The 25,978-nt window shown below is 61.0% G+C and carries 26 protein-coding genes; 9 read left to right on the forward strand and 17 right to left on the reverse strand.

Features of this window, described 5'->3' with window-relative positions:
• Positions 1–4: 4 nt before the first annotated feature.
• From KUV51_RS21890 to KUV51_RS21905, 4 genes are all read right to left on the reverse strand, one after another.
• Positions 5–2,221, reverse strand: coding sequence for a PAS-domain containing protein (locus KUV51_RS21890; protein ID WP_315898861.1), 2,217 nt, complete (start codon positions 2,219–2,221; stop codon positions 5–7).
• On the reverse strand, positions 2,221–3,417 hold the full coding sequence (locus KUV51_RS21895; protein ID WP_222523594.1) for an FIST N-terminal domain-containing protein: 1,197 nt from the start codon (positions 3,415–3,417) through the stop codon (positions 2,221–2,223). The genes KUV51_RS21890 and KUV51_RS21895 overlap by 1 nt, the downstream gene beginning before the upstream one ends.
• Before the next feature lie 31 nt (positions 3,418–3,448).
• On the reverse strand, positions 3,449–4,150 hold the full coding sequence (locus KUV51_RS21900) for a response regulator (protein ID WP_222523595.1): 702 nt from the start codon (positions 4,148–4,150) through the stop codon (positions 3,449–3,451).
• A gap of 109 nt (positions 4,151–4,259) precedes the next feature.
• Positions 4,260–6,029, reverse strand: a complete 1,770-nt coding sequence (locus KUV51_RS21905; RefSeq protein ID WP_222523596.1) for a PQQ-dependent methanol/ethanol family dehydrogenase — start codon at positions 6,027–6,029, stop codon at positions 4,260–4,262.
• A gap of 333 nt (positions 6,030–6,362) precedes the next feature.
• On the opposite strand from KUV51_RS21905, the gene KUV51_RS21910 reads away from it, so the two are divergent.
• Positions 6,363–7,331: an ABC transporter substrate-binding protein gene (locus KUV51_RS21910; RefSeq protein ID WP_222523597.1), complete on the forward strand. Its 969-nt coding sequence runs from the start codon at positions 6,363–6,365 to the stop codon at positions 7,329–7,331.
• Complete coding sequence (locus tag KUV51_RS21915) at positions 7,332–7,955, forward strand: ABC transporter ATP-binding protein (RefSeq protein WP_315898862.1); 624 nt, start codon at positions 7,332–7,334, stop codon at positions 7,953–7,955. It begins immediately after the preceding gene.
• A gap of 12 nt (positions 7,956–7,967) precedes the next feature.
• Here the strand turns inward: KUV51_RS21915 and KUV51_RS21920 are convergent, their stop codons facing one another.
• Genes KUV51_RS21920 through KUV51_RS21940 form a run of 5 tightly spaced genes read right to left on the reverse strand, consistent with a single transcriptional unit; the run spans position 7,968 to position 12,065 of the window.
• On the reverse strand, positions 7,968–8,759 hold the full coding sequence (locus tag KUV51_RS21920; RefSeq protein ID WP_315898863.1) for an ABC transporter permease: 792 nt from the start codon (positions 8,757–8,759) through the stop codon (positions 7,968–7,970).
• Positions 8,756–9,472 carry an ABC transporter ATP-binding protein gene (locus tag KUV51_RS21925; RefSeq protein WP_222523598.1) on the reverse strand — a complete coding sequence of 239 codons (717 nt, stop codon included), beginning with the start codon at positions 9,470–9,472 and terminating at the stop codon, positions 8,756–8,758. Before KUV51_RS21925 ends, KUV51_RS21920 begins: the two co-directional genes overlap by 4 nt.
• Entirely contained in the window at positions 9,469–9,918 is a 450-nt protein-coding gene (locus KUV51_RS21930; RefSeq protein WP_222523599.1) for a hypothetical protein, read from the reverse strand. The genes KUV51_RS21925 and KUV51_RS21930 overlap by 4 nt, the downstream gene beginning before the upstream one ends.
• 24 nt (positions 9,919–9,942) lie before the next feature.
• On the reverse strand, positions 9,943–10,905 hold the full coding sequence (locus KUV51_RS21935; RefSeq protein ID WP_222523600.1) for a YVTN family beta-propeller repeat protein: 963 nt from the start codon (positions 10,903–10,905) through the stop codon (positions 9,943–9,945).
• Positions 10,902–12,065 carry an ABC transporter substrate-binding protein gene (locus tag KUV51_RS21940; protein ID WP_315898864.1) on the reverse strand — a complete coding sequence of 388 codons (1,164 nt, stop codon included), beginning with the start codon at positions 12,063–12,065 and terminating at the stop codon, positions 10,902–10,904. Before KUV51_RS21940 ends, KUV51_RS21935 begins: the two co-directional genes overlap by 4 nt.
• A gap of 162 nt (positions 12,066–12,227) precedes the next feature.
• Here KUV51_RS21940 and pedF point away from each other — a divergent pair, with 162 nt between their 5' ends.
• The 6 genes from pedF to KUV51_RS21970 all read left to right on the forward strand — a co-directional run bounded on the left by pedF (position 12,228) and on the right by KUV51_RS21970 (position 18,221).
• Complete coding sequence (gene pedF / locus KUV51_RS21945; RefSeq protein WP_222523601.1) at positions 12,228–12,926, forward strand: cytochrome c-550 PedF; 699 nt, start codon at positions 12,228–12,230, stop codon at positions 12,924–12,926.
• A gap of 4 nt (positions 12,927–12,930) precedes the next feature.
• The gene (locus tag KUV51_RS21950) at positions 12,931–13,830 is read left to right on the forward strand and encodes a substrate-binding periplasmic protein (protein WP_222523602.1); all 900 of its coding nucleotides are present in this window, start codon (positions 12,931–12,933) and stop codon (positions 13,828–13,830) included.
• Between the two features lie 87 nt (positions 13,831–13,917).
• Positions 13,918–14,436: a CoxG family protein gene (locus KUV51_RS21955; protein WP_222523603.1), complete on the forward strand. Its 519-nt coding sequence runs from the start codon at positions 13,918–13,920 to the stop codon at positions 14,434–14,436.
• A gap of 39 nt (positions 14,437–14,475) precedes the next feature.
• A complete protein-coding gene (locus KUV51_RS21960; protein ID WP_222523604.1) occupies positions 14,476–14,961 on the forward strand; it encodes a (2Fe-2S)-binding protein in 486 nt (161 codons plus the stop codon).
• A 14-nt stretch (positions 14,962–14,975) separates the two neighbouring features.
• Positions 14,976–17,339: a xanthine dehydrogenase family protein molybdopterin-binding subunit gene (locus KUV51_RS21965; RefSeq protein ID WP_222523605.1), complete on the forward strand. Its 2,364-nt coding sequence runs from the start codon at positions 14,976–14,978 to the stop codon at positions 17,337–17,339.
• 99 nt (positions 17,340–17,438) lie between these two features.
• Entirely contained in the window at positions 17,439–18,221 is a 783-nt protein-coding gene (locus tag KUV51_RS21970; protein WP_222523606.1) for an FAD binding domain-containing protein, read from the forward strand.
• Positions 18,222–18,274: 53 nt separating this feature from the next.
• Here the strand turns inward: KUV51_RS21970 and KUV51_RS21975 are convergent, their stop codons facing one another.
• Together KUV51_RS21975 and KUV51_RS21980 are read right to left on the reverse strand one after the other, a co-directional pair.
• The gene (locus KUV51_RS21975; RefSeq protein WP_222523607.1) at positions 18,275–19,144 is read right to left on the reverse strand and encodes an FAD:protein FMN transferase; all 870 of its coding nucleotides are present in this window, start codon (positions 19,142–19,144) and stop codon (positions 18,275–18,277) included.
• Positions 19,141–21,249, reverse strand: coding sequence for a 4Fe-4S binding protein (locus tag KUV51_RS21980; RefSeq protein ID WP_222523608.1), 2,109 nt, complete (start codon positions 21,247–21,249; stop codon positions 19,141–19,143). The genes KUV51_RS21975 and KUV51_RS21980 overlap by 4 nt, the downstream gene beginning before the upstream one ends.
• Before the next feature lie 104 nt (positions 21,250–21,353).
• Here KUV51_RS21980 and KUV51_RS21985 point away from each other — a divergent pair, with 104 nt between their 5' ends.
• Positions 21,354–22,118: an ABC transporter permease gene (locus KUV51_RS21985; protein ID WP_222523609.1), complete on the forward strand. Its 765-nt coding sequence runs from the start codon at positions 21,354–21,356 to the stop codon at positions 22,116–22,118.
• On the opposite strand, the gene KUV51_RS21990 is transcribed toward KUV51_RS21985, so the two are convergent.
• From KUV51_RS21990 to pqqA, 6 genes are read right to left on the reverse strand one after another with little or no spacing between them, the layout of a single operon-like run.
• Positions 22,115–22,807 (reverse strand): vWA domain-containing protein, encoded by a 693-nt coding sequence (locus tag KUV51_RS21990; protein WP_261386006.1) that lies wholly within the window; start codon positions 22,805–22,807, stop codon positions 22,115–22,117. The two genes, KUV51_RS21985 and KUV51_RS21990, sit on opposite strands and share 4 nt — an antisense overlap.
• A 9-nt stretch (positions 22,808–22,816) precedes the next feature.
• Positions 22,817–23,902 (reverse strand): pyrroloquinoline quinone biosynthesis protein PqqE, encoded by a 1,086-nt coding sequence (pqqE, locus tag KUV51_RS21995; protein ID WP_222523610.1) that lies wholly within the window; start codon positions 23,900–23,902, stop codon positions 22,817–22,819.
• Positions 23,886–24,164: a pyrroloquinoline quinone biosynthesis peptide chaperone PqqD gene (gene pqqD, locus KUV51_RS22000; protein ID WP_315898865.1), complete on the reverse strand. Its 279-nt coding sequence runs from the start codon at positions 24,162–24,164 to the stop codon at positions 23,886–23,888. Before pqqD ends, pqqE begins: the two co-directional genes overlap by 17 nt.
• Positions 24,161–24,907 (reverse strand): pyrroloquinoline-quinone synthase PqqC, encoded by a 747-nt coding sequence (gene pqqC, locus KUV51_RS22005; RefSeq protein WP_222523611.1) that lies wholly within the window; start codon positions 24,905–24,907, stop codon positions 24,161–24,163. Before pqqC ends, pqqD begins: the two co-directional genes overlap by 4 nt.
• On the reverse strand, positions 24,904–25,791 hold the full coding sequence (gene pqqB / locus KUV51_RS22010; RefSeq protein ID WP_222523612.1) for a pyrroloquinoline quinone biosynthesis protein PqqB: 888 nt from the start codon (positions 25,789–25,791) through the stop codon (positions 24,904–24,906). Before pqqB ends, pqqC begins: the two co-directional genes overlap by 4 nt.
• Before the next feature lie 15 nt (positions 25,792–25,806).
• A complete protein-coding gene (gene pqqA / locus KUV51_RS22015) occupies positions 25,807–25,914 on the reverse strand; it encodes a pyrroloquinoline quinone precursor peptide PqqA (RefSeq protein WP_076630733.1) in 108 nt (35 codons plus the stop codon).
• Positions 25,915–25,978 lie beyond the last annotated feature (64 nt).

Here is a 25,978-nt window from a genome sequence, read left to right on the forward strand (position 1 = left end):
CGATTTATGTAAAATCCTGGGTTGGAGGCTTGAAGCCTTCGCTCAGGAAATCGCAGACGCGCTGCGCATTTACTGGTTTTGCAAGCAACTTGATCCCAAGGCGTTTGCAATGCGCCCTGAGTTCAGTGGTGCGGTCGGCCGATACGATAGCGGCGGGCACATCGCCGTAGCGCCACAGGATGTCCTCGTAAAGCTCGATGCCGGTCATGCCAGCACCAAGTTGGTAGTCTAGCAGGAACACATCCGGCACCAGGTCGATTTCCGAGATGGTTTCAATCGCCTCTTCGCCTGTCTCTGCCAGAATGACTTCACCGCCGCAGCTTTCAATCAGGTGCATGATGGCCTGCGCGACACTGCGGTTGTTCTCCACCAGCATGACCAGCAGGCCACTCAGGTCGCGCAAGGCATGTGAAGGCGCTGCCCGACGCGGGTCCAGCAGTCGTGCGGCTGGGGCCGACACCGGCACCACCAGCGAAAAGCAACTGCCCGTCCCCGGCTTGGACCAAAGCTCAAGCGGATGGCGCAGGCCTTTGCACGCCCGTTCAACAATGGCGAGGCCGAGGCCAAGGCCCGCATTGGCGGATCCCGGTGCAAGCTGTTTGAACTCTTGGAAAATCGCGTCCTGATCTTCTTCGGGGATGCCGCAACCGGTGTCCCAGACCTCGATCCGTGCAAAGTCACCGACGCGGCGCACCCCGGCCAGAACACGCCCCCTGTCGGTGTAGCGAATGGCGTTCGACAGCAGGTTCTGCACGATGCGCCGCAGGTAACCCGGATCACTGACGACCGTCAGATCGCTGTGCACCATCGAGAACGTGAGCCCCTTGGCCCGCGCCGTCGGAGCGAGTTCGTCGCGCAGCGGGTTGAAGATCCCGGTCAGCGACACGGGTTGGACGTCAAACACTGCTTTGCCCGCGTCGAGTTTCGAGATGGCCGACAGCGCCTCGATGATCTGTTCGACGCCTTGCAGGGCGGTTTCCGTTTTCGCGACCACCTGTTTGATCGCGCGGTTGTCCGTCTGATCCGCGATGGAGGATACGAACAGTTTGGCCGCGGAGAGCGGTTGTAGAAGGTCGTGGCTGGCGGCGGCGACAAAGCGCGACTTGGAGGCGTTGGCGCGTTCGGCTTCGCCAAGTGCTTCTTCCAGCTCGGCCGTGCGTTCCTCAACCCACCCTTCGAGCCTCTCGTTCACCTCGGACAGCGCGCGAGTGGCGGCGCGTTCCGAAGTGACATCCGTTAGGCTGATGACAAAGCCGCAGTCAGGCATTTCCTGCGCAAAGATGCTGTAGATCTGATCGCCCTTGCGTGTCACTTCAAACGCGATGGGTTCGCGCGTACGGGTGCGGTTGGTCCAGTCGATGAACCGTTCGGCGGTAAAGCTGGCGTCGAACATCAGCTCCTCGCGGAACTGCTCCATCAGGTCGTCGAAGTTCAGTGTGTCGCGCAGCCGGATCGGGGCAATATCGAGCAAGCGGTCCATCCGCTTGTTCCAGCCCACCAGCGTCTTGTCGTGATCAAAGATGCAGACGCCTTGATTCAGATGGTCAAGCGTGGCTTGCAGCTTGCGCGCCTCCTGGTGGCGCATCTTGTCCCGTTCCTGCCGCTCCATCCGGATGATGTCGGTCACGTCGGTTTGCAGGATCACGGTGCCATTGCGCGACGTGCGGTGTTCAGAGGCTTGCAGCCAACGGTCCCAGATCAGGCTGACGTTGAACACCACGTGTTCCTCGCGGTGCCGTTCGAGGCGCAGCTGCGCCCAGTCGGCAGCGGTCTGTCCGTCGGGCAGCGCCAGAAAGCGGCTTGTCGAGAGGTAATTTACGTAGTCCTTGAATGTCAGACCTTCTTTCAGAAGCGGTTCGACATCCTGCAGGTCACGGCAAAAACGGCTGTTGTAGAGGACAAGCCGGTCGTCCTGATCAAAGAGCGCAAACCCTTCGTTGATTGTTTCGATGGCTTCGGTGAGGTTCGACCGGGCCGTTTCGGTCTCGCGATTGGCTTGTTCGAGCCGTGCATTTGAATCTTGCAACAGATCCAATGTGCGCTCCAGATCGCGGGTGCGGTCACGCACCTCGGATTCGAGCAGGGCGGCACGTTCGAACTGTTGATAGGCAAAGCCCGACTGCTCGGTCTTCTGCTCGACCCGCCGCATCAGGGCGTGCGAGATTTGCAGCAGCTTTTCGTTCTGCCGCTCAAGCGAGTCGTTCGGGTTGACCAGCGACACTAGCTGACCGCCTCGTCTTCGGGCGTGGGGTGGTAGAACGCAGCGCCGCTCATGGTGTGGTTGACGTGCAGCGGACCGATCTGTTCGCCGTAAGTGGAAAAGCCGGTCACGCGATGCGCGCGCAGCACGTCAGAGATCTGACGGGTCTGTTGCGATTGCTCAGCCTCGATCCGGCGCAGGATGCAGTCGCAGCCGATGATGTTTGCAGGCGGCTCGGGGCGGCCGAGTTCGGATAGTTTCGATTGCAAATGCGCAGAAAGGTTTTCCGGCGATGCCACGGTCAGCACCATGCCTTCGTCAATGGCGGAGAAGAACACCAGCTCGCCATGTTCGTTGACCTGCTGGATGGCCCGCACATGGTGGGTGTCGCCGATGCGCACGACCACCGGGTGCGAGGCAAAGGTGAAGCGGTCGAGCTGGTCAGGATCCTTGCCCACCAGCCGCGCATATTCGCGGGCCGCGGGTTCGGCGTTGATTTCCTTGACGATGCGGCGTGCCGGGTCGGCGCCTGTAACGACCATCTGCGTGTCCCCGGGCACAAGGTGGTTCAGGCTGAAGACCCGGGTGTGATATTTGCTGCGCGCCAGCGTCAGGATCGCGGCATTGCTGGCCACGTTGCCATTGAGTGCCACAAAGGTCTGGGAAAACGCGGTGCCGTCCCCGGCCGAACCGCCAAATATCGGGAAGTCGCGCAGGGCGGGCGCGATGGTGGCGGTCAATGTGTCTTCGCTAAGCGACAGACCGTCCACAACCAGAAAGGCGAAGTTGTCGTCCAGTCCGGGTGTTCTGTCGCGTAGCGCGATGCGTTCCAGGGTGATCTGGTCGATGGTCGCCTGCATGTCGAGCGCGTCGATATCCTCGAACAGCAAGGACGTCGTGGCGAACCCATCTTCGGGAAAGGCGACCGCCACAACCAGCCCTTCTTCATACCCGGTTGTTCCGATCTCTCCTGCGGTGGTGCAGGCCAATACGTCAACGTCTGGAAACAGCGTGTCGGCCTCGGCCACAACGCCATGAAAGTCGACGGCTGGGGTGACAAAAAGTGCGACGAGCGCAAACGGGCCTTCACCCAGCTTTCGTTTCAGATGCTTGACGGGTGACGTCGTTGAAGCGCGCACTTCTGCGGTACGAAGGATGTCATACCGGTCTGCCACAGCACGTCCTTCGAGCCTTCCGGCCTTGGACTGCAATGTCATTTACTCTCTCCCTGACGCTAAAATATGAGCGTCAGTCGCCGCTTGGCAAGACATTTGAGTACTTGGCTTCCTGCGCCACAAGCACCGCCTGTGTCCGGCTTTGCACCCCGAGCTTGCGCATGATGGCCGTCACATGCGCCTTGACCGTGGTCTCGGCAATCGACAGGTCAAACGCGATCTGCTTGTTCAACTTGCCCTCGCAAATGAGGTCCAGGATGCGGGCCTGCTGGTTCGTCAGGGAGGACAGGCGGGCAAGGTGGTCGTCCTTGCCTTCGGCACCGTTGCCTTCGACAAAACCGGCGGGTTTGTAGATGTCGCCGGCTGCGATCGTTTCGATCGCGTCGCGGAAGACCGAGCGGTGGGAATGCTTTGGCACAAAGCCTTGGGCACCGGCCACGATGGAATTGGCGATGATAGAATTGTCGGTCATAGACGACACGATGATCACCGGCGTTCCGTCGGCGGTGCGTTTCAGCCTCATCAATCCGTCCAGCCCATCGACATCGGGCAGGTTCAGATCCAGCAGGATCAGAGCGGGCGGCGTATCGTCACCCAACCGTTCAAGTGCCCGTTCCAGGCTATCGGCTGTCACCACCTTGTCGAAATTCGCGACCGACCGCAGCGTCAGTTCCAGCGCGTCGCAGAACAGCGGGTGATCGTCGATCACCAACGCCCAGCCTTGCGGCATCTTGGTTTCGGGCGGATCGGACAGTGGTGAAGTTTGAAGCGACATGGGTTCAGCTTAGCCCACGCTACTTCCGCGGGTCACCTGCCAAAAGGTCTTACATCCGAATGCAAAACGCCCCCGCATTTGCAGGGGCGTTTCACAGTGTTTCAACAAATCAGTTCGCAGAAGCCAACTGTTCCGGCAAACGGAAAGTCCAGAGCATGCCACCTTGGTTCAGGTAGTTGACTTTTTTGGCCACTTCACCACCCCAGAGCGGAACCGCGCCACCCCAGCCGGAGATCACGGTGACGTACTGTTCGCCATCCTGTTCCCAGGTGATGGGCTGACCCACGATGCCCGAGCCGGTCTGGAAGGACCACAGCTCTTCGCCCGTCTCATCATCAAAGGCGATGAACTTGCCTTCGGGCGTGCCGGTGAACACCAGGCCACCTGCGGTTGTCATCACACCACCCCAAAGCGGTGCGTCGTTCTTGAACTCCCACTTGGTCTCGCCGGTGTCCGGGTCGATCGCCTTCAGGCTGCCGATGTGATCTTCGTAGTTCGGCTTGATGGTGAAGCCGGAGCCCAGATAAGCGGCACCCTTCTTGTAGGTGATCGGCTCGTTCCAGATATCCATGCCCCACTCGTTCGAGGGCACATAGAAGTTGCCGGTGCGCTGGCTGAAGGCCATGGGCATCCAGTTCTTGCCACCCAGGAAGCCTGGAGAGGAGAACACAACCTCGCCCTTCTTGCCATCGGCAGAGGCCGCGGGATCACCGGGACGGTTGGCTTCGGCAAAGATCGGTCGGCCGTTTTCGTCAAGTCCTTCGGCCCAGGTTATGTCCTTGACGAATGGGACGCCGCGCACGAACTTGCCGTCTTCGCGGTTCAGGACATAGAAGAACCCGTTCCGGTCGGCGGTCGCAAAACGCTGCTCGCCCGCGCGGTTTTCATAGGCCACGACCTCGTTCACGCCGTCATAGTCCCAGCCTTCGCGCGGTGTGGTCTGGAAATGCCACTTGATCTCGCCCGTTGCCGGGTCGATCCCCAATCGGGACGCAGCATAGAGGTTGTCGCCCATACCATCTTCGCTGGGTGCACCCGCACCACGCAGGTGGCTGTTCCAGGGTGCCGGATTGCCGGTGCCAAAGACCAGCGTGTCTGTGTCAGCGTCATAGGAACCGCCAAGCCAGGTGGCACCGCCGCCCGTTTTCCACATATCACCGGGCCATGTTGCGTTCAGAGTGCCGGTCATGGTGCTTTCTTCGCCGTTGAGCATCCCCATATGACCTTCGATCACCGGGCGATGCCAAACCAGTTCGCCTGTCTCGGCGTCACGGGCTTCGACGGCACCGACGATCCCGAACTCGCCGCCCGAGTTGCCGGTGATGACCAGCCCGTTCACGATCAGCGGCGCGGCGGTGTAGCTGTAGCCCGCCTTGTAGTCGGCGATCTTCTTGTTCCAGACCGTATCGCCCGTCTTGGCGTTTAAGGCGACGATGCGGGCATCAAGCGTTCCGAAATAGACATTGTCGCCATATATGGCGGCACCCCGGTTCACCACGTCACAGCAGGGAAGAATCCCTTCGGGCAGGCGGGCGTCATATTGCCAGATCTCTTCACCCGTTTTCACGTCGATCGCATACATCCGGGAATAGGAGCCGGTGATATACATCACACCATCATGCACGATGGGCTGCGTTTCCTGGCCGCGCTGCTTTTCGCCACCCAGCGAGAAGGCCCACGCAGGCACAAGGTTTTTGACGTTGTCCTTGTTCAGGGTCTCGAGCGGTGAATAGCGCTGCAGGTGACGGCCCATGCCGTTGGTGAGCACGTCCGAGGTCGAGGCTGCGTCATTTGCCAGCATCTCCTCTGTGACGCCTTGGGCAAATGCAGGCGTGGTCGCAAGGACCCCCGCAACAGCGGCTGCGATAAATCTGTTCATGTGTTTTCCTCCCAAAACCCGTTGCTGGGCAGTTCTTGCGAAAGCGGTGAACAGATGCGGCACAGCCCTCGCCCTGCCGCAATTATTTGCGCAAACCGGTTGCGCAGGTATTGGCCAATGGTCGTAAGACCCCAAGGAACTTGACAGATCGCGTGCGACTTTGGTCGTGCAGCGACTCGCGACCTGGGGGTCCTGCTCCAAGTGAACACGACCTAACCACGCATCGGCGGCAACCTGTTCAGGCATCTGGTGAACGGGTGTTTGTGCGGCTTTGGTCGTATTCCGACGCCCGCCGATACTGCTAGGCTGAAGGTGATACGGGAGGATCGACGCATGTTTTTCAAAGCACTTGGCGGTGCCATTGCGGCTGCCGTCCTAGCCACCACCGTTCTTGCCGAAACCCCGACGCTGCGCGCGTCGGTCCTGAAGTTCGGTACAGTGAATTGGGAGCTGGACACGATCAAACACCACGGTTTCGACACTGCACGCGGGTTCGACTTGGTGGTGCAGGGCGTGGCGGGCGGGTCCGCTGCCAAGGTTGCGTTTCAGGGTGGCGAGGCGGACGTGATCGTCTCTGACTGGCTTTGGGTCGCGCGGCAGCGTGCAGCGGGAAAGGACTATGTTTTCATCCCCTATTCTAAAGCTGTCGGCGGTGTAATGGTGCCCCAAGGCAGCCCCACGCAGTCGCTTGCCGACCTGGCTGGATCCAAGATTGGTATCGCGGGTGGTCCCTTGGACAAGAGCTGGCTGATCCTTCAAGCCTACGCTGCGCAGGCGCATAACATCGATCTTGAGGCGCAGACCGAACAGGTCTTTGCTGCCCCGCCGCTGATCTTCAAATCCGCGCTTTCCGGTGAGGTCGATGCCGCCATCAACTTCTGGCACTTCCTAGCCAAGATGGAAGCATCGGGAATGCGCAAGCTGGTGGATGTGGCGAAGGCTGCCACGGCTCTCGGTCTTGATCCGAACACGCCCCTTCTGGGCTATGTGGTCAAGGGTGAGATGCTGCGCAACAATCCTGAACTGGTCAACGGTTTGGCTGCCGCGTCCCGCGATGCCAAGGACCTGTTGGCGTCGGATGACACCGAGTGGGACCGCTTGCGTGACCGCATGAATGCCAAAACTGACGCACAGTTCGAAGCGCTCAAGGCCGGATTTCGCGCCGGTATTCCCGCTCCCGGTCCGGTGGACGAGGAAGCCGCAGCGCGCATGCTGGCTCTGATGGTAGAGCTTGGGGGCCAGGATCTGATGGGCGACGCACGCGAATTGCCATCAGGCACGTTCCTGCCGTCCGGCAGCTAGGTGGCTAATCCTCTGCTTGACCTGCACCTGCACGCGCTCGCCCACGGCGACACGCCTGTTCTGAGCAATGTGTCCTTGCATCTTTCACGCGGCGATACACTGGCGCTGGTTGGGCCGTCCGGGATCGGAAAATCATCTCTCCTACGGGTCATCGCCGGGTTGGATACCCGGTTTGACGGCACCTGCGCATTGCACGGCACCTGCGCGATGGTGTTTCAGGAGCCGACCTTGCTGCCGTGGCGCAGTGTTGCAGAAAACATCAGTCTGACAACTGGCGCGGGCGATCAGGAGATCGAGGCGGTCCTGCACGATGTGGGACTTGAGGGCCGCGCCGAAGACTTCCCCGATCAGCTGTCTCTCGGCCAGCAGCGTCGACTTGCCCTCGCCCGCGCCTTTGCGGTTAAGCCTGATCTGTTGCTCTTGGACGAACCTTTTGTCTCGCTTGATGCGGAGTTGGTCGAAGATATGATGGCACTCTTTCTTCGCCTGCGCGCCGCGTATTCCGTCACGACGATCCTTGTGACGCATGTCGAAAGCGAAGCTAAACGTCTCGCGAGCCGGATTGTGACGCTTGGCGGCCAGCCCGCAACGATTGTCGACGACACCAGAAGTCTGAAAGCGTAACGTAGTGCGCGGCTAACCGCGTCGACCGATCCGTGTGCGTGCCGGGTCATAGCCAATAAGCGCAGCAGCAGCGAAGATGGCGGCGGCGAGCAGAGTCCACCCGAGTGCGCTGGGGTTGAGTTCGGCGTAGAGTGCAAAGCGGATCAGTTCGACCGCATGGGTAAACGGGTTCACAGCGCAAATGTCATGCAGCAGTTCCGAGCTTTCAGCCATTTTCCACAACGGGTAGAGTGCTGAGGACAGGAAGAACATCGGGAAGATGACGAAGTTCATCACGCCCGCGAAGTTCTCGAGCTGCTTGATGAAGCTCGACAGGAGCAGACCAAGCGCGCCCAGCATCAGCCCCGCGACAAGCAAAGCAGGCAGTGCGGTGACGTAGCCCCACGCGGGCATCCGGATGTCGAACACCGCAGCGATGGCGAGGAAAGCATAGACCTGCAGAATAGAAATCGCTGTCGATCCGAGCAGCTTGCAAAACAGCAGCCATCCGCGCGGCAGAGGCGAGGTCAGCAGCAGTTTCATCGACCCCATCTCGCGGTCATAAACGAGGCTGAGCGATGATTGCATCCCGTTGAACAGCAAGATCATGCCGCACAGGCCGGGCACGATGTAAGTCTCGTAGGTTATGTAGGTCTGGTAAGGTGGGATGATGCTGAGGCCCAGGGCCGCGCGGAACCCGGCGGCGAAGACCAGCAGCCAAACCAGCGGGCGGACAAGGGCCGCGATGAACCGTTCGCGCTGGTGGATAAACCGCAGCGCCTCGCGTAGCACTATGGCGCGCATGGAGGTGAGGTAGGCAGTCACGCATCTTCTCCCGTCATGGCGAGGAAGCGGTCTTGCAAGGGCTGGTCACCCGCAATGTCACGCGCTTTGCCTTGCGCCAAGACGTGGGCGCAGTGCAGCACGATCAGATCATCCTCGGATCGCACCTCATCCGTGAGATGTGTGGCCCACAGGATGGTCTTGCCCTGCTCGGCAAGTGCGTGGGCATAGTCGGTGATCGACGCACGCGCGGCAGCATCCAGACCCACAGTTGGTTCATCCAGCAGCAATATGCTCGGGTCATGCAGCAAGGCGCGCGCAATTTCGGTCCGGCGACGGTGCCCGCCGTTCAGGGCGCGGGCCTTCTCCCCTGCCCGCTCGCGCATGTCGAGTTGATCGAGCGCTGCGTCAATTCGGCTTCGCGCGTTTCGTCCGGACAGGCCATGCAGCGCTGCGAAGTAATTCAGGTTCTGTTGGACGGTCAGATCGAGGTCGAGGGTTGTCTGCTGGAACACAATGCCCAACTCGGCAAGTGCCGCACGTGGGTTGCTGCGCAGATCGTGCCCAGCGATCACAATCCGCCCTTCGGGCGCCACAAACAACCGGGTTAGCAGGTTGAACAGCGTAGACTTCCCCGCCCCGTTTGGACCCAGAAGTGCGCAGAATGCACCAGAAGAGACGCTGAAGGAAACATCCTCCAGCGCCTTTTTCTTTCCGTAGGAATAACTGAGGCCGTGCGCCTCAAGCCCTGTCATTTAATGGTGATATCCAACCGTTGCGTTTCGCCCGATGTGCCCGGGATCTTGATGTAGTATGCGCCGGGTTTGATCGCGACGAAACCAATCTCCATCTCGCCCGCCTCGTCAAACTCGATGCTGTCGAGGCCAAGGGGACGGATTTCCAAACCTTCCACCACGATCTCGTCGATCCAGATGGCGCGGAAGAACTCGGGGCCGACCAGCGCCAGTTCCTGGCTGCCGTCGCCCTGAATTTCGAACTCGTAGTAGGTGCCCGACTTCAGCTCCCACGCACCTTCGGGTGCGATGGGTTCGCCCGCCGACAGGATGATCGGCGGCAGGTCTTCCTTGTTGCTGCCACCAAGCAGGCCAGCGGCGCCGAAGCTGGGACCATCATCGTCGTCTGCAAGCACAAATGTCGGCACGGCAAGCGCCATCGCGGCGATCAGAGCCAGGGTTTTCATTGGGTTCCTCCCGAGATGTTTTGACTAGGACCCGGTCGGCCGGAAAGCGGCCCCCCAGGGAAAGCGGCCAACCTTGATGGACTTGATGGCTTCGCGTTTTTCGACGTCGATGACGGTCACATCGCCGGACACACCGTTGGTCGTGAACAGCATCGACCGGTCCTCGTTGAAATCCATGTGCCAGACGCGGCGGCCGACAAGGATGTAATCCTCGACCTCGTAGGTTTCGGCATTGACCACGGCCACGTGGTTCGACGGCCCAAGCGCGACAAAGGCATGGGTGTCGCCTGCTGTAAATTCAAAGCCCACGGGCTGCACGCGGTCGGGATGCACGCCCTGCACCTCAAAGCTCATCTTGGCCTTTTCAGTTTGAGTGGCCGTATCGAAGACGGTCAGTGTCCCACCGATCTCGGAACTCACCCACATCTCGGCGCCGTCCTTGATGAATTCGGCATGGCGGGGGCGGCTATCAACGAGGGTGTTGGCGAACAGCTCTTGCGTTTCGGTGTCGATCCAATGGGCCATGTTGGTGGTCTCGGACGTGGTGATGGCGATCTTGCCGTCGGGGGATACGGCCATCCCCTCCGGCTCCACGCCCACGTCGATCTGGGCCACTACCTTACGGGTTTCGACGTCAACGACCGTTGTGATCGCGTCATCCTCGTTTGCGATGTAGAGGTGCCGATCATCTGGATGCAGAACAAACTGTTCCGGGTCGTCGCCCGAGGGCAACTCGTGCAGGATTTCGCCCGAGTTGGGGTCCATCACCTGCACCGCATTGCTGTCGGATGCGCAGATATAGACGCGGCTGTAGTCACTATTGAACAAGATACCGCGCGGGCGTTCGCCCGTTTCATAGGTCCTGACAACTTCCAGCGTCTCGGTGGAGATCACCGAGATGGTGTCATCCTTTTCATTCGTCACCCAAATCTCTCCGGCCATCGCGGTGGACGCCAGCAGGGAAAACATCGCAGTCAAACGGATCATTGGAAGGCCTCGCATTTGCTTTCGGGGCGGTCAAGCCCCAGGCTGTCAAGTTCGTTGGTCTGGTGCAGGAACCCCTCGAGCGGGGCCTGGGCCACCAGCGCACGGGGGTGCGCGATGGCGATGGGCTGGCGCAGCTGACCGTTCCAGTCGCGGTAGGTCAGCGGGCGGCCCTTGAAACCCGCCAGTTCGAACTGGTCGGACATGATGTAGCTGCGCAGTGTCTCTGGATCGGTCGCATTGGTGCGGGTCATTGCTTCGCCCAGTGTGCGCACGGCGGCCCAGGCGGCATAGTCCTGCGCGGTCATCTCGCGGGCGTGTTCTTCCTCGAACCGCGATTGCAGTTGGGCCGCGCCCCACTGCTCGATCACCGGGGACCAGCCGACGGCAGTCAACCCTTCGGACCCGACCACAGGCCGCGCCTGCCAGGTGTTGTAGAGGACGTAGCGCCCGAAATCATGTACCTCGTCCGCGATGATCAGCGTGTCGTAGTCGCCGAAATCCTGAGTAAACAGTGGCACCTCTTGGCTGGCGTTCCTGCGCATATCGGCGTCGAAGGCCCACTCCTTTTCCGCCTCCAGCGACAGCCCGAACTTGGTGAGCGATCGGCGCATCGCCTCGGCATAGCTGGTGTCGGCAGCGTGCGTTCCGGTGATCATGACCAGATCGTCCCAGCGCTTCTTGACCAGCACTTGGGCAAGTGCATCCGTGCGCATCGCATCTGAAGCGATCGTGTGCAGCAAATTCCCCCGGCACTCTGCATCACGCAAGGACAGATCACCTGCAGAGGTATTGAACAATACTGCACCCTCGGCCTCTGCCATATCAGCGATGGCGGTAATGTCCTTCGGTGCAGCGTCAATCACCAGATAGGGAGAAGCGCTCAACAGATCGCGCGCGGCTGCAAGCGGATCGTCGCCCTCGAACACCTCGGCCACTGTCAGCTCATAATTCTGACCCAGGAACTTGCCTGTCGTCAGGTTGTCCGCCAGCCCGGTCTGCGCCCCGGCAAGCCCATTGTCTTCCGGGATCGGATCAAGGTTCGACAGGGTCGGTGGCGCAGGCTGCTCGACACGCAGATACCCTATGGTCAGGGTCGTTTCCGCCGACGCAAACGTGGTCAGCGCGCACCCAAAAAGCGCACCTGAGACAAGGTGTTTCACGAAAAGTCCTCCCAATACCACAACGCTACCTTGGCGGGTAAAGGGGTCGGTATAGGACCATGGTCTTACTCCCTTAGGCGCACAACCAAAGTCCAATATGATGGCCGGTTCTCCTGCCTTACGAACAGGGCAAGAGGAGCATTCATGTCAGGGAGGCATGTGATGAAAAGCACGACCCGAAAACAATTTCTGCTGGCTGGCGCATTGACTGCCATCGCAACCCTTGCCGTCGCCCACGGCGACGTCGCCCCGCAAGCGGTGGACACCACCGGCCTGCCTGCAATCGAAGGCGAGTGGTTGACCGAAAACCCCTACCGCGCCGACAAGGTGGGAGAGGAAACCTGGCTGCGCGCGGTCGAGATTGGCGCGTCAGGCTACAACCAGAACTGCGCACGCTGCCACGGGCTCGAGGGCGTGTCCGGCGGCCTTGCCCCCGACCTGCGATTCCTTGAAGCCGAAGAATACGGCGACGAATGGTATGTCGAGCGCTTTGTCGAAGGATACACTCAGAACGGCATCACCAAGATGCCTGCCTTTGGCGAGCTCCTTGGCCAAGAAGCGGCATGGGCCATCCGCACCTATATCGAAGCGCGTCCCGATGATGTCGCCATGGAGGAAGTGGCCGACGAGTTGAAAGCGATGCGCGACCAGCTTGCGGGTTATGCCGCCGATGCCAATGGCGCGGATGCTGACGGGATCAAGAACCGGCTGACCGAGATTGCAAACGACATCCCGACCCTTTCGGGTGCTCCGGTCGCCGACAGCGTCGCCTACCGCGCGGCCAACCTGATTGACGGCTCGCAAGGTTCGTACAAGTCAGCGTCCGAAGTCTTGACCATCGGATTGTCGGCCGCAAACTGACGGCATGACATTTCGACAAACGATCTTCTCCCTGGTGGTGGTGGGTCTGTCCATTGGGCAGGCCCACGCTGCTGATCCCTGTGCCGACTACGTGCCCCAACCCAAGCCCCAGAATGTGGGGCGGGACATCGTTGGCAAGGAGCTGGACCAGATCCAGGACCAAGGGCACATGCTGTTCGCGGTCTACGAGGATTACCCGCCCTACTCGTGGGAAGAGGGCGGTGATCCCATGGGCGTGGACATCGAAATCGCCCGCATCATCGCCGAGGATCTGGGTGTTGAGGCCCGGTTCAACTTCGTGGCTGCGGGCGAGAACCTAGACGCGGACCTGCGCAACAACATCTGGCGCGGCGCGCTGATCGGGGGCCGCATTGCCAACGTCATGATGCGCATTCCTTACGACAGCGCCTTCAAGTGTCGGGTCGAGCAGGTCGTGTTCACGGGCCAATATGCGGGCGAAAGCATTGCGATTGCCTATGACAAGGCGACCTACCCCGAAGAGAAACCCGTCCCAGCCTATTTCCGCTTCGACACCGTGGGGGTCGAAAATGATTCGATCTCTGATTTCTACCTGTCCGGTTTCGTGGGTGGGCAGTTGCAGCCGAACATCCGCCGCTTCCCGACGACCGCCGCCGCCATGGACGCGCTCAACGCGGGTGAGGTGAAGGCGGTGATGGGCCCCCTGGGCGAATTGGAGCACGGGTTGAGCGACACAAGCGGCGTGCATCAGCCCCCGCTCGCAGGCTTTGCTGTCAGCCAATGGACGCTCGGCGTGGCGGTCAATTTCCGCTACCGACCGCTGTCCTATTCCGTCGATGATGCGATCAATTATGCGCTGCAAGACGGGCGGATTCCGGCGATTTACGAGAAATACGGACTGACCCACCAAACCCCTGAAAGATAAGCACGACTTTGGTCGTACACACTTGGTCGAATGGTGCGTGGCAACCCTGCGTCATAGGCTTTCCATCAAGACAAAGGGGGGCAATCCATGAACCTGAGCGACACACGTTTGATCGACGCCGACCGGGCCACGGTCTGGGCAGCGATCCTCGACCCGGAGGTGCTGAAGGCCTGCGTGCCCGGCTGTCAGGAGATGGAGGGCACGCCCGAGGGCGGCTTCACCGCGACCGTGGTGCAAAAGGTCGGTCCCGTGAAGGCGACGTTTAAAGGCGCTGTCACTCTGTCCGACATGCAGGCCCCCGAAAGCGTGAATATCGCGGGCGAAGGCAAGGGTGGCGCTGCGGGCTTTGCCAAAGGCGGCGCCAAGGTGCGGCTTGAGGCGCAAGGCGATCAGACCGTCCTGCACTACGATGTCGAAGCTAAGGTCGGCGGCAAGCTCGCCCAGCTTGGCAGCCGCATCATCGACGGCTTCGCCAAGAAGATGGCTGACCAGTTTTTCAACAATTTCCAGGATCACGTAGGTGCGCCTGCGCACATCGAAGAATCCGAGCCGGAAACGTCAGAAGACGCACCCAAGAAGGGCTGGCTCAAGCGCCTCGTCAGCTAGGCGCACACCAACACATCAGACATTCCAAGGGAGGAACGAATGACCAAGGTAACCATGACGGTGAACGGCAAGACCGTTTCCGGCGACGTGGAGGGGCGCACATTGCTGGCGTCCTTTCTGCGCGACGATCAGGGCCTGACCGGTACACATATTGGCTGCGATACATCGCAATGTGGCGCTTGTGTCGTGCATGTGGACGGGGTGGCCGTGAAGTCCTGCACGATGCTCGCGGCTGAAGCGGATGGCGCGACGGTTGACACGATCGAAGGACAAGCCAACGCCGATGGATCGCTGAACGTGATCCAGCAGGCCTTTCAGGATCACCACGGTCTGCAATGCGGCTTCTGCACGCCGGGGATGGTGATGTCGGCTGCGGCCCTCCTCAAGGAAAACCCGAAGCCGTCCGAACAGGAAGTGCGCGAGTACCTCGAAGGCAACATCTGCCGCTGCACCGGTTACCACAACATCGTCAAAGCGATCATGGCAGCGTCCGGACAGGACGTGACCGCGATCGCCGCTGAGTAAGGGGAGGAGACACGATGCCCAAGGATACAGGGATTGGCGCCGCCACCGTGCGCCGCGAAGACGTCCGCTTCCTGACCGGAACCGGCGAATACACCGATGACATCACGCTGGCGAAACAGACATACGCGGTCTTTGCCCGCTCGACCGTCGCCCATGGCACGATCAAATCCATCGACACCTCCGCTGCCGAAGCGATGCCCGGCGTGCTGGCCGTGTTCACGGGCGAGGATTTCGCCGACGTGGGTGGCAACCCCGCCGGCTGGCTGATCAACTCGCGCGATGGCGAGCCGATGAAAGAGCCCAAGCGCCCCGTGCTGGCGCACGGCAAAGTGCGCCACGTGGGTGACGCCTATGCAGCTGTGATCGCTGAAACCGTGCAGCAAGCGCGTGACGCGGTTGAGGCCATCGAGGTGGATATCGAAGAACTCGACGCCATCGTCGACATGAACGCGGCGCTCTCCGGGTCAAACTTCGTACATGACGAGATCGGCACGAACCAGTGCTTTGACTGGGGCTGGATCGAAGACAACCGCGAAGCGACGGACAACGCGATCAAGAACGCGCATCACGTGACCACGCTGGAGCTGGTGAACAACCGCCTCGTCCCCAACGCGATGGAGCCGCGCGCCTCCATCGGCAGCTACAAGGCGAGCACGGGTGAATACACCCTGCACACGACCTCGCAAAACCCGCACCTGACGCGGCTGCTGATCTCGGCTTTTGTCCTCGGCATTCCAGAGAACATGCTGACCGTCATCGCACCAGATGTGGGCGGTGGGTTCGGCTCCAAAATCTACCACTACGGGGAAGAGGCGCTGGTGCTGGCCGCCGCCAAAAGGCTGAACCGCCCCGTCAAATGGACAGCGGATCGGACCGAGTCTTTCCTGACCGACGCCCATGGCCGCGACCACGTGACCAAGATTGAATTGGCATTGGACAAGGACGGCAAATTCCTCGCCTTCCGCACCGACACCAAGGCGAATGTGGGCGCGTATCTGTCGAACTTCTCAACCGCGACGCCCACCTTCCTGCACGGCACGCTGATGGCCGGGAACTACACGGTGCCGCTGGTCTATGTGAACGTGAAGGCGGTTTTCACCAACACCGCCCCCGTCGACGCATACCGCGGAGCAGGTCGACCCGAAGCGACCTATTCCATCGAGCGCGTCATCGACAAAGCAGCGCGCGAGTTGGGGATGGATCCCATCGAGCTGCGTCGCAAGAATTTCGTGAAGCCCAACCAGTATCCCTTCGCCTCCGCCGCGGGGCTGGAATATGACGCGGGCAACTACGACGCGCTGATGGACAAGATGGAAGAGGTCGCGGATGTGGCGGGCTTTGCCGCACGCCGCGCCGAAAGCGAAAAGAACGGCAAGCTGCGCGGCTTCGGCGTGAACGCCTATATCGAGGCCTGCGGCATCGCGCCGTCGAACCTCGTCGGTGTGCTTGGCTCTCGCGTCGGTCTCTATGATGCGGCCACGGTGCGCGTGAATGCCACCGGCAACCTGAGCGTCATGGTCGGCGCGCACAGCCACGGGCAAGGGCATGAAACCGCCTTCCCCCAGGTGGTGGCGGAAATGCTCGGCATTGACCCTGCTGTTATCGACATCGTCCATGGTGACACGTCCAAAATCCCCTTCGGCATGGGCACCTATGGCTCGCGGTCTTTGGCGGTCTGCGGTTCCGCCGTGGTGCGGGCGACCGAAAAGATCATCAACAAGGCCAAGAAGATCGCAGGCCATATGTTGGAGGCGTCCGAGCATGACATCACGCTCGCGGACGGCGTGTTCTCGGTCGCGGGCACCGACAAGTCGGTGACCTTCGGTGAGGTCGCGCTGAAAGCCTACATCCCCCACGAGTACCCGCTCGAAGATATCGAACCGGGGCTAGAGGAAACAGCCTTCTACGATCCAGCGAACTTTACCTACCCTTCGGGCGCCTATGCCTGCGAGGTCGAGGTGGACCCGGAGACCGGCAAAGTGACCGTGGATCGGATGACGGCCGTGGATGACTTCGGCAACGTCATCAACCCGATGATCGTGACGGGTCAGGTGCAGGGCGGTCTGGCCCAGGGCATCGGGCAGGCGCTCTTGGAAAACACGTCCTACGATGAAAACGGCCAGCTGCTCAGCGCGTCCTACATGGATTACACCATGCCGCGCGCCGATGACCTGCCGATGTTCGCCGTGGATCATAGTCAGGGTACGCCGTGTACCCATAACCCGCTTGGAGTGAAGGGCTGCGGTGAGGCCGGGGCCATCGGTTCGCCCCCGACGGTCGTAAACGCCGTGATCGACGCTCTGCAATCAGGTGGGAAGAATGTGACCCATATCGACATGCCCGTCTCGCCCGCCCGTGTTTGGGAAGCGATGCAATGATGTGAAAGGGCAGGACCGGGGGCCAGCCCCCGGACCCCCGTGATTTTTTTGAAGCAGAGAAGAATGACTTCGCTCTGTTTCAGATGAAAGGACCAAGAAATGTACAACTTTGATGTTGAAAAGCCGGGCACCATTGCCGAAGCCGCTGCCGCCATGGGAGCAGACGAGGCACAGGCACTGGGAGGTGGACAAACACTGATCCCCACGCTGAAACAGCGCCTTGCCAGCCCGTCCAAGCTGGTGTCGCTGAAAGGCGTGGCCGAAATGCAGGGGATGGGCAAGGATGGAAACACGCTGCGGATTGGCGGGGCCACGACCCACGCGACCGTTGCCGCCGATGGCAGCTATCCGGCCCTGTCGGCGCTGGCCTCTCATATCGGTGACCCGGCAGTGCGCAACCGCGGCACCATCGGTGGCAGCCTTGCCAACAACGACCCAGCGGCATGCTATCCGGCGGCGGCTCTGGCTTCGGGTGCAACCATCGTGACCAACACGCGCCAGATCTCGGCGGATGACTACTTCCAGGGTATGTTCGACACGGCTCTGGAAGAAGGCGAGATCATCACCGCCGTCAGTTTCCCGATCCCGCAGGCTGCGAACTACCAGAAATTCGTCCAACCCGCTTCACGTTTTGCCTTGGTCGGTGTGTTCGTCGCCAAATACGCAGACGGTGTTCGAGTGGCGGTCACAGGCGCCTCGAACGAGGGGGTGTTCCGCTGGACCGAAGCGGAAGCGGCGCTGAGCACCAACTTCTCCGCCTCTGCCCTGGATGGGCTGACGGTAGACCCCGACAACATGATCACTGACCTGCACGGTGCTGCCGCCTATCGCGCGCATCTGGTCAAGGTGATGACGGGCCGGGCGGTAACCGCTGCGGGCTGATCACTACCCATCAAACGGCAAAAGGGCGGGGACTATCCCCGCCCTCTTTTGTTTCAAAACGTGATCAGGTCTCCGCCCGGATCGACAAGCGTAGTCCTATGAACGCCTGACGTGGTGCTTACACGTTTGACCAAATCCAGATCCGCCAGCACCAACCCAGTCGACAAGGCGTCCGCCATTGCGGCGGTGTCCGCTTCGACGGAAACCGTAGACCAGCGCGGCAACTGCACCGGATGCACGATATGACCGCTTGAACCCACCGGCGTTGCCATGGGACTCGACGTGGCGACGGCCCTGTTTTCAATGGTGCGCATGGCAAGCATTCCATGGATCGGGTCAGATACGCCCAACCGCCACGGCCTGCCAGTACCGCGATGCTCCCCGATATTGACGAGCGTCCGCTCAAAGCCACGGCTGCGCAGCATGTCGGAGACGAGGTCAGTGGCAAACCCTTGAGCGATTCCGTTGAAGGTCAGCGCCTGTCCCTGCCCAAGTGTCACTTCACGACCCTGAAGCGTGACCTGATCCCACCCGATGCGTGCGCGAGCGGCCATGACATCGCCACCGTCGACCAGCGCACGCCACAGCGGCTGCACCGTTGGATCGAACAGACCATCGGTCATGCGATACGCCGCATCCGCGAGTTGCATCAAATCCATGAACCGCTCCGGCACTTGCCGCGCGCCATGCGCATTGAGCAACGCCAACTCCGACCTCGGATCATAAAGCGAAAACAGGCCCTCGACCTCTGCAATCAATGCCCGCGCAGTCTCCAGCGCTCGCGCAGCAACATCGGACGGCCCATGCAACTCGATCGACGCCTCAGCACCAAAGGCGCGGCCCGTCCATCCATGCCGCTGCGCCAGTGCAGGCGACCCGGCAAAGCAGGCGGCAACGGCAAGAAAACGACGACGATCCATCATTCTGCCGCCACCCCAATCTTGCGCCCCTTGGCGGCGAGGATCAGTGGCACGCATTGCTGTTGATCCTCGTGGATCGTCACGCAATCGAGGCACTGGAAACACTCCGAATACTGGATCTCGCCCGTCTTCTTGATGGCGCCGTAGCTGCACTTGACCTTGCACAGCTGACAGGGTGATCCGCACTCCGCCCGCCGCGCGATCCAATCACGGCCACGCACCAGCCCGCCAATCGCCATCACCGCCCCAAGCGGGCAAAGGTATCGGCAAAAGCCCTTGAACAGCACCATGGACAGGACCAGCAACGCGACGGCGTAGGCTACATAATACCACTCGCGAACAAAGAAGGTCGTAATCGCGGTCTTGAACGGCTCCACCTCGATCGCTTTGTCCAGAGCGGCAGGTGCGGTGACCATGAGCGCCACGAGCACAGCCAACACAGCATATTTCAGGTTTTTCAACTGCGCGTCCCAGAGCGCATTGGGCTCAATCTGCGGCAAGCGCAGCAAACGACCCAGATGATGTGCAAACTCCTGCAACGCACCGAAGGGACAGAGCCAGCCGCAAAACAGCCCCCTGCCCCATAATACGAACCCCAGAATGGTCACGCCCCATACGGCGAGGGAAAACGGATCGTAGAGCAGGAAGGCAAAGCTACCGCCATCCAAAGCCGTTCGCCCGACCGCAAGCGGGGTCGCGATGGACAGCTGCCCCTGCCCCCACCAGCCGACAAATCCGACGACAAAGGCCAACACACCAAGGCGTAATGGCGTGAAACATGGTGATGCCGCCAGCCGGTTCTGCCCCACAAGGAGCATGGCGACGAGGCCCAGAAGAAACACACCCAGCACGGCCAGATCTACTGCCCGATTGCGCAGCGCATCGACCCAAGGCGGCGCAGGCTTGATGACTTCCGGACGCTTGTAAAACCGCTCCGGCGTCACATGCGGTACATCCAGCGTCACCGAACCGATCTCGGGCTGGAACGACCCGTGTTCGCGCAGTGCCTTGACCTTCAGCACCCAGTCACTTGCCGGATCAAAGCCCAAACGCCGGTCCGTTCGCAGGATCAGTGCTGCGCCATCGTAGACGGCGTTGTGCAGTTCATTTGGCAGTGCGTCGTTCAGCTCGACATAGATATCACTGTCACGGAACGCGATGGGAAAGCCGCCCTGTTCCGCGCTGATCAGGTCAGGCGCGGTGTTACGCACAAACTCGTCCGTCACCAACCCGTGCCGTCCGGCTTCAATCACCAGCACGGGCTCGTCCGTGTCTGCAATCTCCATGAACCCCTGCAACTCTTCAAAGCTGCTCTTGCTCAGCACCGCCTCGGCAATCGACGGTGCACCGATGTCCACGACCCACAGATCCAGATAGGTGCCGTTTGGGTCGTCCTTCGCCTCCGGGTCGTCATCCTCCCAAAGCGTGCCGTCAAAGGCGATGTCCATCTCGGCATTCGTCACCACCTTGCGCGTGACAATGCCCTGCGCCACCAGGTCGTCCCAGGTCAGGTCCTCGCGATATTCCGGGTCGGGGTAAGCAGGCGGTCCAGATGAAATCCCGCCCATCTTCTCCCGCGCCACCTGCAGTGCGGCAGCCAGGATGCTCTCGTGCGCGATACGCACCGATGCCGTGCCCTTCGTCACCCCGTCCAGGTAGACCAGCGCCGATCCGTCACCGCCCGAGCCATAGGGTGAGCCGACCACAAGAGTGTCCGAAATCGAATGCCCGCGATATTGCTTGAAGAAGTCGTAAAACAGCTTCTCCGGCAGGCCGGAGACAAAGATCGGCTCGTTGTGCGAGATCAGTTGCACGTCCAAAAATCGGCCCTCCAGATCAAGGACAACCAGCAAGTTGATGGCTGCCCCCGAAAAGCCCGGCAGCGGCGCCATCGGTTCGGTTTCAAACACATAACCCGCCTCGGCCCCGCCCGAATTCAGCAGCTGCCAAACGCCCTGATCGTTGATCTGCTCGCCGAGGGACATGGGCGGCACGATATAGGGCGCCAGCACTTCGCGCGGCAACGGTTCGGCCGTCACCGATACCAGCGACATACACCACAGTATGGCGCTGAGCAGACAAGCAAATATGCGTTTGATCCCTGACATCCATCGCAGCCTATTCCGCTGCGCGATGCGACCCTATGCGACTAAGGTATGACCGAGGGCCAACACTCCTTTGGCCGCGATCACATTTGTGACAGGCTCGCCCCATGAAAGACGCCCGCTTTGACATCACGGCGCTCGCCCTCTCCCTGCTCGGTATGCTTGCCCTGTGGTGGGGTGCGGCGTGGCTAGGTAGCGACCCGACGATCCTGCCCTCCCCGGCCGAGGTCTGGCGCATTTTCCTGCGCGAAGTGGCAGATGGTGAGATGCAACTCCACTTCACCGCCACGCTGTTGCGCGTCGCCGCGGCCTTCTCGCTTGCCATGGGATTTGGATGCCTGATCGGCCTTGTCATGGGCTTCAACGATACGGTCAACCGCTGGTTTTCAGCCTGGCTCGTGGTGCTCCTGAACGTGCCTGCGCTGGTGGTGATCGTGCTCTGCTACCTTTGGATCGGCCTAAACGAAGTGGCCGCCATCACCGCCGTTGCACTCAACAAAACGGCCATGGTCGCGGTTGCAATCCGCGAAGGGGTCCACGCCCTCGACCCCAAGCTGCGCGACATGGCGCAGGTCTTCCGCATGTCACCCGCGACACGGCTGCGCCATGTGATCCTGCCGCAGCTTTGGCCCTATATCGCGACCTCGACCCGCAATGGGCTCGCCATCATCTGGAAAATCGTGCTGGTGGTCGAATTCCTTGGTCGCAGCAATGGCATCGGCTTCCAGATCCACCTCTACTTCCAGCTGTTCGAAACGGGTTACGTGCTGGCCTACGCGCTCAGCTTCGTGGCGTTCATGCTGCTTCTGGAGTTCACCCTGCTCCGCGCCATGGAAACCCGGGCGACCCGCTGGCGCCAACGCACCGCCTAGAACAGCAGGTTGCAACCCAACGTCCGGTTCATCGCCTCAATCAACTCGTCCACCGTCTCGGCACCGACATATTCCCCGCCAGTCTGAGTGGCGAGGCACTGGGCCACACTGACCGAGTTCAGGTAGTCGGTATCTCCTTCGGTTTCCCACCCGAAATGCTCGCCCCGCACCTTGAAGCCGATCACATGCACGGTCAGCGCAGTGCCGGACAGTCGCGCGGCAAGGGCACAGGTCTGCCCGCCGCATGTCTCCTTGCCATCCGTGACCAGCACCACCGTCCCCGGCTTTTCGGGCGATCCGAGTGTCCTGGCGGCGAGCGCAACCGCCTCGGTCAATGCGGTCCGTCCTTCCGGCTGCAAGTCCTCGACTGCCGCAATCACGGCCTCCGCCGCGCCAGCGCGCGGACCAAAGCGCAGCTCAATGCCTGAACACTCGCCTACACCTCCGGCACCACCGGGACCGTAGACAATCAAGCCAATGCGCCGAAACGGCTCGACCTGAGGCATGACCGTGCGCATCGCGCGGCGGGCTTCGAAAATCCGCGGCTCATCGATCTGGTTGAACCCCATCTCGGCCATGGAACCGGACCCGTCAAAGACGATCATCGCGTCATCGGTGCAGTCCGCCCGCGCGGCAGTGGACACAAGAACGGCGGCAATCCCAAGCGTCGCTGCAATCCTGCGTCCCATGTCTGCCCCCTACCGACGATACACAAACTCAGGTGCAGCAACCTCCTGCACCTCTTCCACCAAAAGCGCGTCCAAAGCCGCCCGCCCCGGCGATTTGGTGCACACCGGATCCGGGGCAGCCGCATCACCCAGAACCGCCATCGCCTGGCATCTGCATCCGCCAAAATCAATGTCGCGCCGTTCGCAAGACTGACACAGGTCTGGCATCCAATCGGTCCCGCGATACGCATTAAACGCGGCACCCTCGTACCATATGTCAGTCAACGCCCGATCTGTAACCTTCTCAAACTGCAAATGAGGAATGGTCTCTGCCGCGTGGCACGGCAATACCGTACCGTTCGGCGTGATGTTCAACCCGGTGGAGCCCCACCCATTCATGCACGCCTTGGGAAAGTCCGCGTAATAGTCCGGCGGCACGAAGTCGATCACCAGCCGTCCCTTCAACGTCTCGACCGCCCGTGCCACGGTCTTCTTGGCCGTCTCGACCTGCTCCCAGCTCGGCTGCAAGGCCGCTCGATTGACCAGCGCCCAGCCTTGGAACTGCACGCACGCCACCTCGATCCGCCTCGCGCCCAGACGCAGGGCCATATCGATGGTTTGCGGCAGATCATCAAGGTTCTCGCGGTGCATGACCGCGTTCAGGGTCAAGGGAAACCCGATTTCCGCGATGATTTCGGCCACATGCATCTTGCGATCAAACCCGCCTTTGTAGCCGCCAATGCGGTCCGCCATCACGGCATTCACGCCCTGCAAAGACAATTGCACGTGGTCCAAACCGGCGTCATCCAATTCGCGCAACCGCCGCTCGGTCAGCCCAATACCCGAGGTGATGAGGTTCGTATAAAGCCCCGCCTCCCGCGCCGCGATCACCAGTTCGGCAAGATCACGACGGGACGCAGGTTCGCCACCAGAAAGGTGCAGTTGCAGCACGCCCAACTTGGCCGCCTGCTGAAACACGTCGGCCCATGCTTCAGTGCTCAGCTCCGTCTCTTTCGCCAACAGTTCGGTCGGGTTCGAGCAATAGGGACAAGCCAGCGGACACCGATGCGTCAGCTCGGCCAGCATCGCCATGGGGGGATCAACGCGGACGGACATGTACCATCCCCCGATCCCTCAGATCTTCGACAAAGGCGGTGACATCCGGCGCGATCACGTCCACAGGCGCATCGTAAACCTGCGCCAGATCAGCCGAAATCTCGGCCAGACTCGCCTCCCCATCCAGCCGCCCCACTACAGCCTTGCCCACCTGATCCAGCACCAACACACGTTCGGGGCCGAGGATCACATCGACCTTGCGCACCGCATCGAACTGCGTGCGCACCCCGCGCGGCAGATATGGGACATCGTCCGGCGTCACCGCGCCAACCCCTCGCCCGGTTGCCAGCCACCGGGCGGAATACGACCCGGCTCCACATATGCTGACCAAAGAGCATCAAGCTGCGCCCAAAGCACCTCGGTCTTGAAGGTCAACGCGCGCACGGCGGCATCCTGATCCGCCTTGGTTACGGCATGATCCATCACCCACTGCAGACCAAAGGCCACATCCTTCGGCGCCTCGCTCAATCGGTTCTGGAAGTAGGAAAGGGTCTCGGAATTCGCGAACTCATAGTGCTCCAACAGACCTGCAATCCGGTTCTTGTGGATGGCCGGGGCGAAGAGCTCTGTGAGCGATGAGGCCACCGCCGGCAGCAGCGGCTCGTCCCGGACAAAACGCACATAGGCATCAACAGAAAAGCGGGTGGCAGGTAGAATGCCAACTTCAGACGCCACATAATCCGGGTCTAGCCCAACACCCTCGGCCAGCTTCAACCAACGCGCAATGCCACCTTCTCCGGGCGCGGACCCATCGTGATCCTCGATCCGAGACCGCCATGCCCGACGCAGCGCCGGATCGTTCACACGGGACATGAAGGCCGCGTCCTTCATCGGAATCCGCGTCTGGTAATAGTAGCGATTGATCACCCAGGCCCGCACCTGATCCGGGGTGCAGCCACCGGAATGCAGCTTGTGGTGAAACGGATGCTTGTCGTGGTACTGCGCCTCGCCCACAGCGCGCAGCCGCGCTTCGAACACGTCTTGGCTGTCCGGTTCAACGATCACAGCGCAATCTCCATCCCATCAAAGGCAACGTCCCAACCCTTGGCCAGCACCTCGGCTCGCTCAACACTATCCGGCTGCAGGATCGGGTTCGTGTTGTTGATATGGATGAAGACCTTGCGCCCCTCAACATCCGCCAGGCGATCAAGACTGCCCAATTCCCCGTTCAGCGGCACATGCCCCATCCGCGCCCCCGTCTTCTCGCCGGTGCCAGTGCGCTGCATGTCATCATTGTTCCAAACCGTTCCGTCGAACAGCAGTAGATCAACGCCACCGAGCCGATCCAGCAACCAGTCGGGAATAGCAGCACATCCCGGCACATAAGCCGCCCGCGACGTTCCATCCTCCAAGAGCAAGCCCACCGTCTGCTCTCCAACTTCCTCAAGGTTCAAACTGTCCCCTTCCAGAAACAGAGCAACCTTGCCCGGCACAGCGAAGGGCGTAACCGTCAGACCAGGCACGGCTTCAAACGGCACATCCAAAGCGATCCGATGCTGCGCCACAAGCGACGGATCAAGTACACCGAACACAGAATTGGAGCGCAGAATGTCGAGACCTGCCGCCGTCGCATAAATATCAAACCCCGTCTTCTCCCGCAGGGTCAACAGGCCCGCGATATGATCAATATCCCCATTCGTCAGCACCACAGACGCAATGGGCGAACCGCGCAAGGCAGGCGGGTGCATCGCAGCACACGCGTCTACCTGCGCCCGGATGTCAGGCGAGGCGTTCAGGACCACCCAGGCCTCCCCATCCACCGACACCGCGACCGAGGATTGCGTCATGCGCGGGATCACCCCGGCACGCGCGTCAGCGCAATTGCGGCAGCCACAATTCCATTGGGGCAGCCCCCCACCGGCGGCTGCCCCAAGAACAATCAGTTTCATGTAGCAATAGGTGGTTTAGATCACGTCGCGCTCAGCGCCGCGATCATCGTCTTCACCGGGGCCGTACATGTTGATCTCCATGCCGCACTTCACTTCGCGCGCCTTGGGTTTTGTCCATGCCATTGCAGATTCCTCCTCTTTCACTTGAACACGATAGCGCCGGACCCAACGGCGCCATATGCGACTT

It is taken from the genome of Tateyamaria omphalii, assembly GCF_019802125.1.
GTDB lineage: Bacteria > Pseudomonadota > Alphaproteobacteria > Rhodobacterales > Rhodobacteraceae > Tateyamaria > Tateyamaria omphalii_B.

Coding starts and splice junctions, on each gene's coding strand:
- KUV51_RS21895 (WP_222523594.1), bottom strand. CDS start 3,417: ATGACATTGCAGTCCAAGGCCGGAAGGCTCGAAGGACGTGCTGTGGCA.
- KUV51_RS21900 (WP_222523595.1), bottom strand. CDS start 4,150: ATGTCGCTTCAAACTTCACCACTGTCCGATCCGCCCGAAACCAAGATG.
- KUV51_RS21905 (WP_222523596.1), bottom strand. CDS start 6,029: ATGAACAGATTTATCGCAGCCGCTGTTGCGGGGGTCCTTGCGACCACG.
- KUV51_RS21910 (WP_222523597.1), top strand. CDS start 6,363: ATGTTTTTCAAAGCACTTGGCGGTGCCATTGCGGCTGCCGTCCTAGCC.
- KUV51_RS21925 (WP_222523598.1), bottom strand. CDS start 9,472: ATGACAGGGCTTGAGGCGCACGGCCTCAGTTATTCCTACGGAAAGAAA.
- KUV51_RS21930 (WP_222523599.1), bottom strand. CDS start 9,918: ATGAAAACCCTGGCTCTGATCGCCGCGATGGCGCTTGCCGTGCCGACA.
- KUV51_RS21935 (WP_222523600.1), bottom strand. CDS start 10,905: ATGATCCGTTTGACTGCGATGTTTTCCCTGCTGGCGTCCACCGCGATG.
- pedF (WP_222523601.1), top strand. CDS start 12,228: ATGAAAAGCACGACCCGAAAACAATTTCTGCTGGCTGGCGCATTGACT.
- KUV51_RS21950 (WP_222523602.1), top strand. CDS start 12,931: ATGACATTTCGACAAACGATCTTCTCCCTGGTGGTGGTGGGTCTGTCC.
- KUV51_RS21955 (WP_222523603.1), top strand. CDS start 13,918: ATGAACCTGAGCGACACACGTTTGATCGACGCCGACCGGGCCACGGTC.
- KUV51_RS21960 (WP_222523604.1), top strand. CDS start 14,476: ATGACCAAGGTAACCATGACGGTGAACGGCAAGACCGTTTCCGGCGAC.
- KUV51_RS21965 (WP_222523605.1), top strand. CDS start 14,976: ATGCCCAAGGATACAGGGATTGGCGCCGCCACCGTGCGCCGCGAAGAC.
- KUV51_RS21970 (WP_222523606.1), top strand. CDS start 17,439: ATGTACAACTTTGATGTTGAAAAGCCGGGCACCATTGCCGAAGCCGCT.
- KUV51_RS21975 (WP_222523607.1), bottom strand. CDS start 19,144: ATGATGGATCGTCGTCGTTTTCTTGCCGTTGCCGCCTGCTTTGCCGGG.
- KUV51_RS21980 (WP_222523608.1), bottom strand. CDS start 21,249: ATGTCAGGGATCAAACGCATATTTGCTTGTCTGCTCAGCGCCATACTG.
- KUV51_RS21985 (WP_222523609.1), top strand. CDS start 21,354: ATGAAAGACGCCCGCTTTGACATCACGGCGCTCGCCCTCTCCCTGCTC.
- KUV51_RS21990 (WP_261386006.1), bottom strand. CDS start 22,807: ATGGGACGCAGGATTGCAGCGACGCTTGGGATTGCCGCCGTTCTTGTG.
- pqqE (WP_222523610.1), bottom strand. CDS start 23,902: ATGTCCGTCCGCGTTGATCCCCCCATGGCGATGCTGGCCGAGCTGACG.
- pqqB (WP_222523612.1), bottom strand. CDS start 25,791: ATGAAACTGATTGTTCTTGGGGCAGCCGCCGGTGGGGGGCTGCCCCAA.
- pqqA (WP_076630733.1), bottom strand. CDS start 25,914: ATGGCATGGACAAAACCCAAGGCGCGCGAAGTGAAGTGCGGCATGGAG.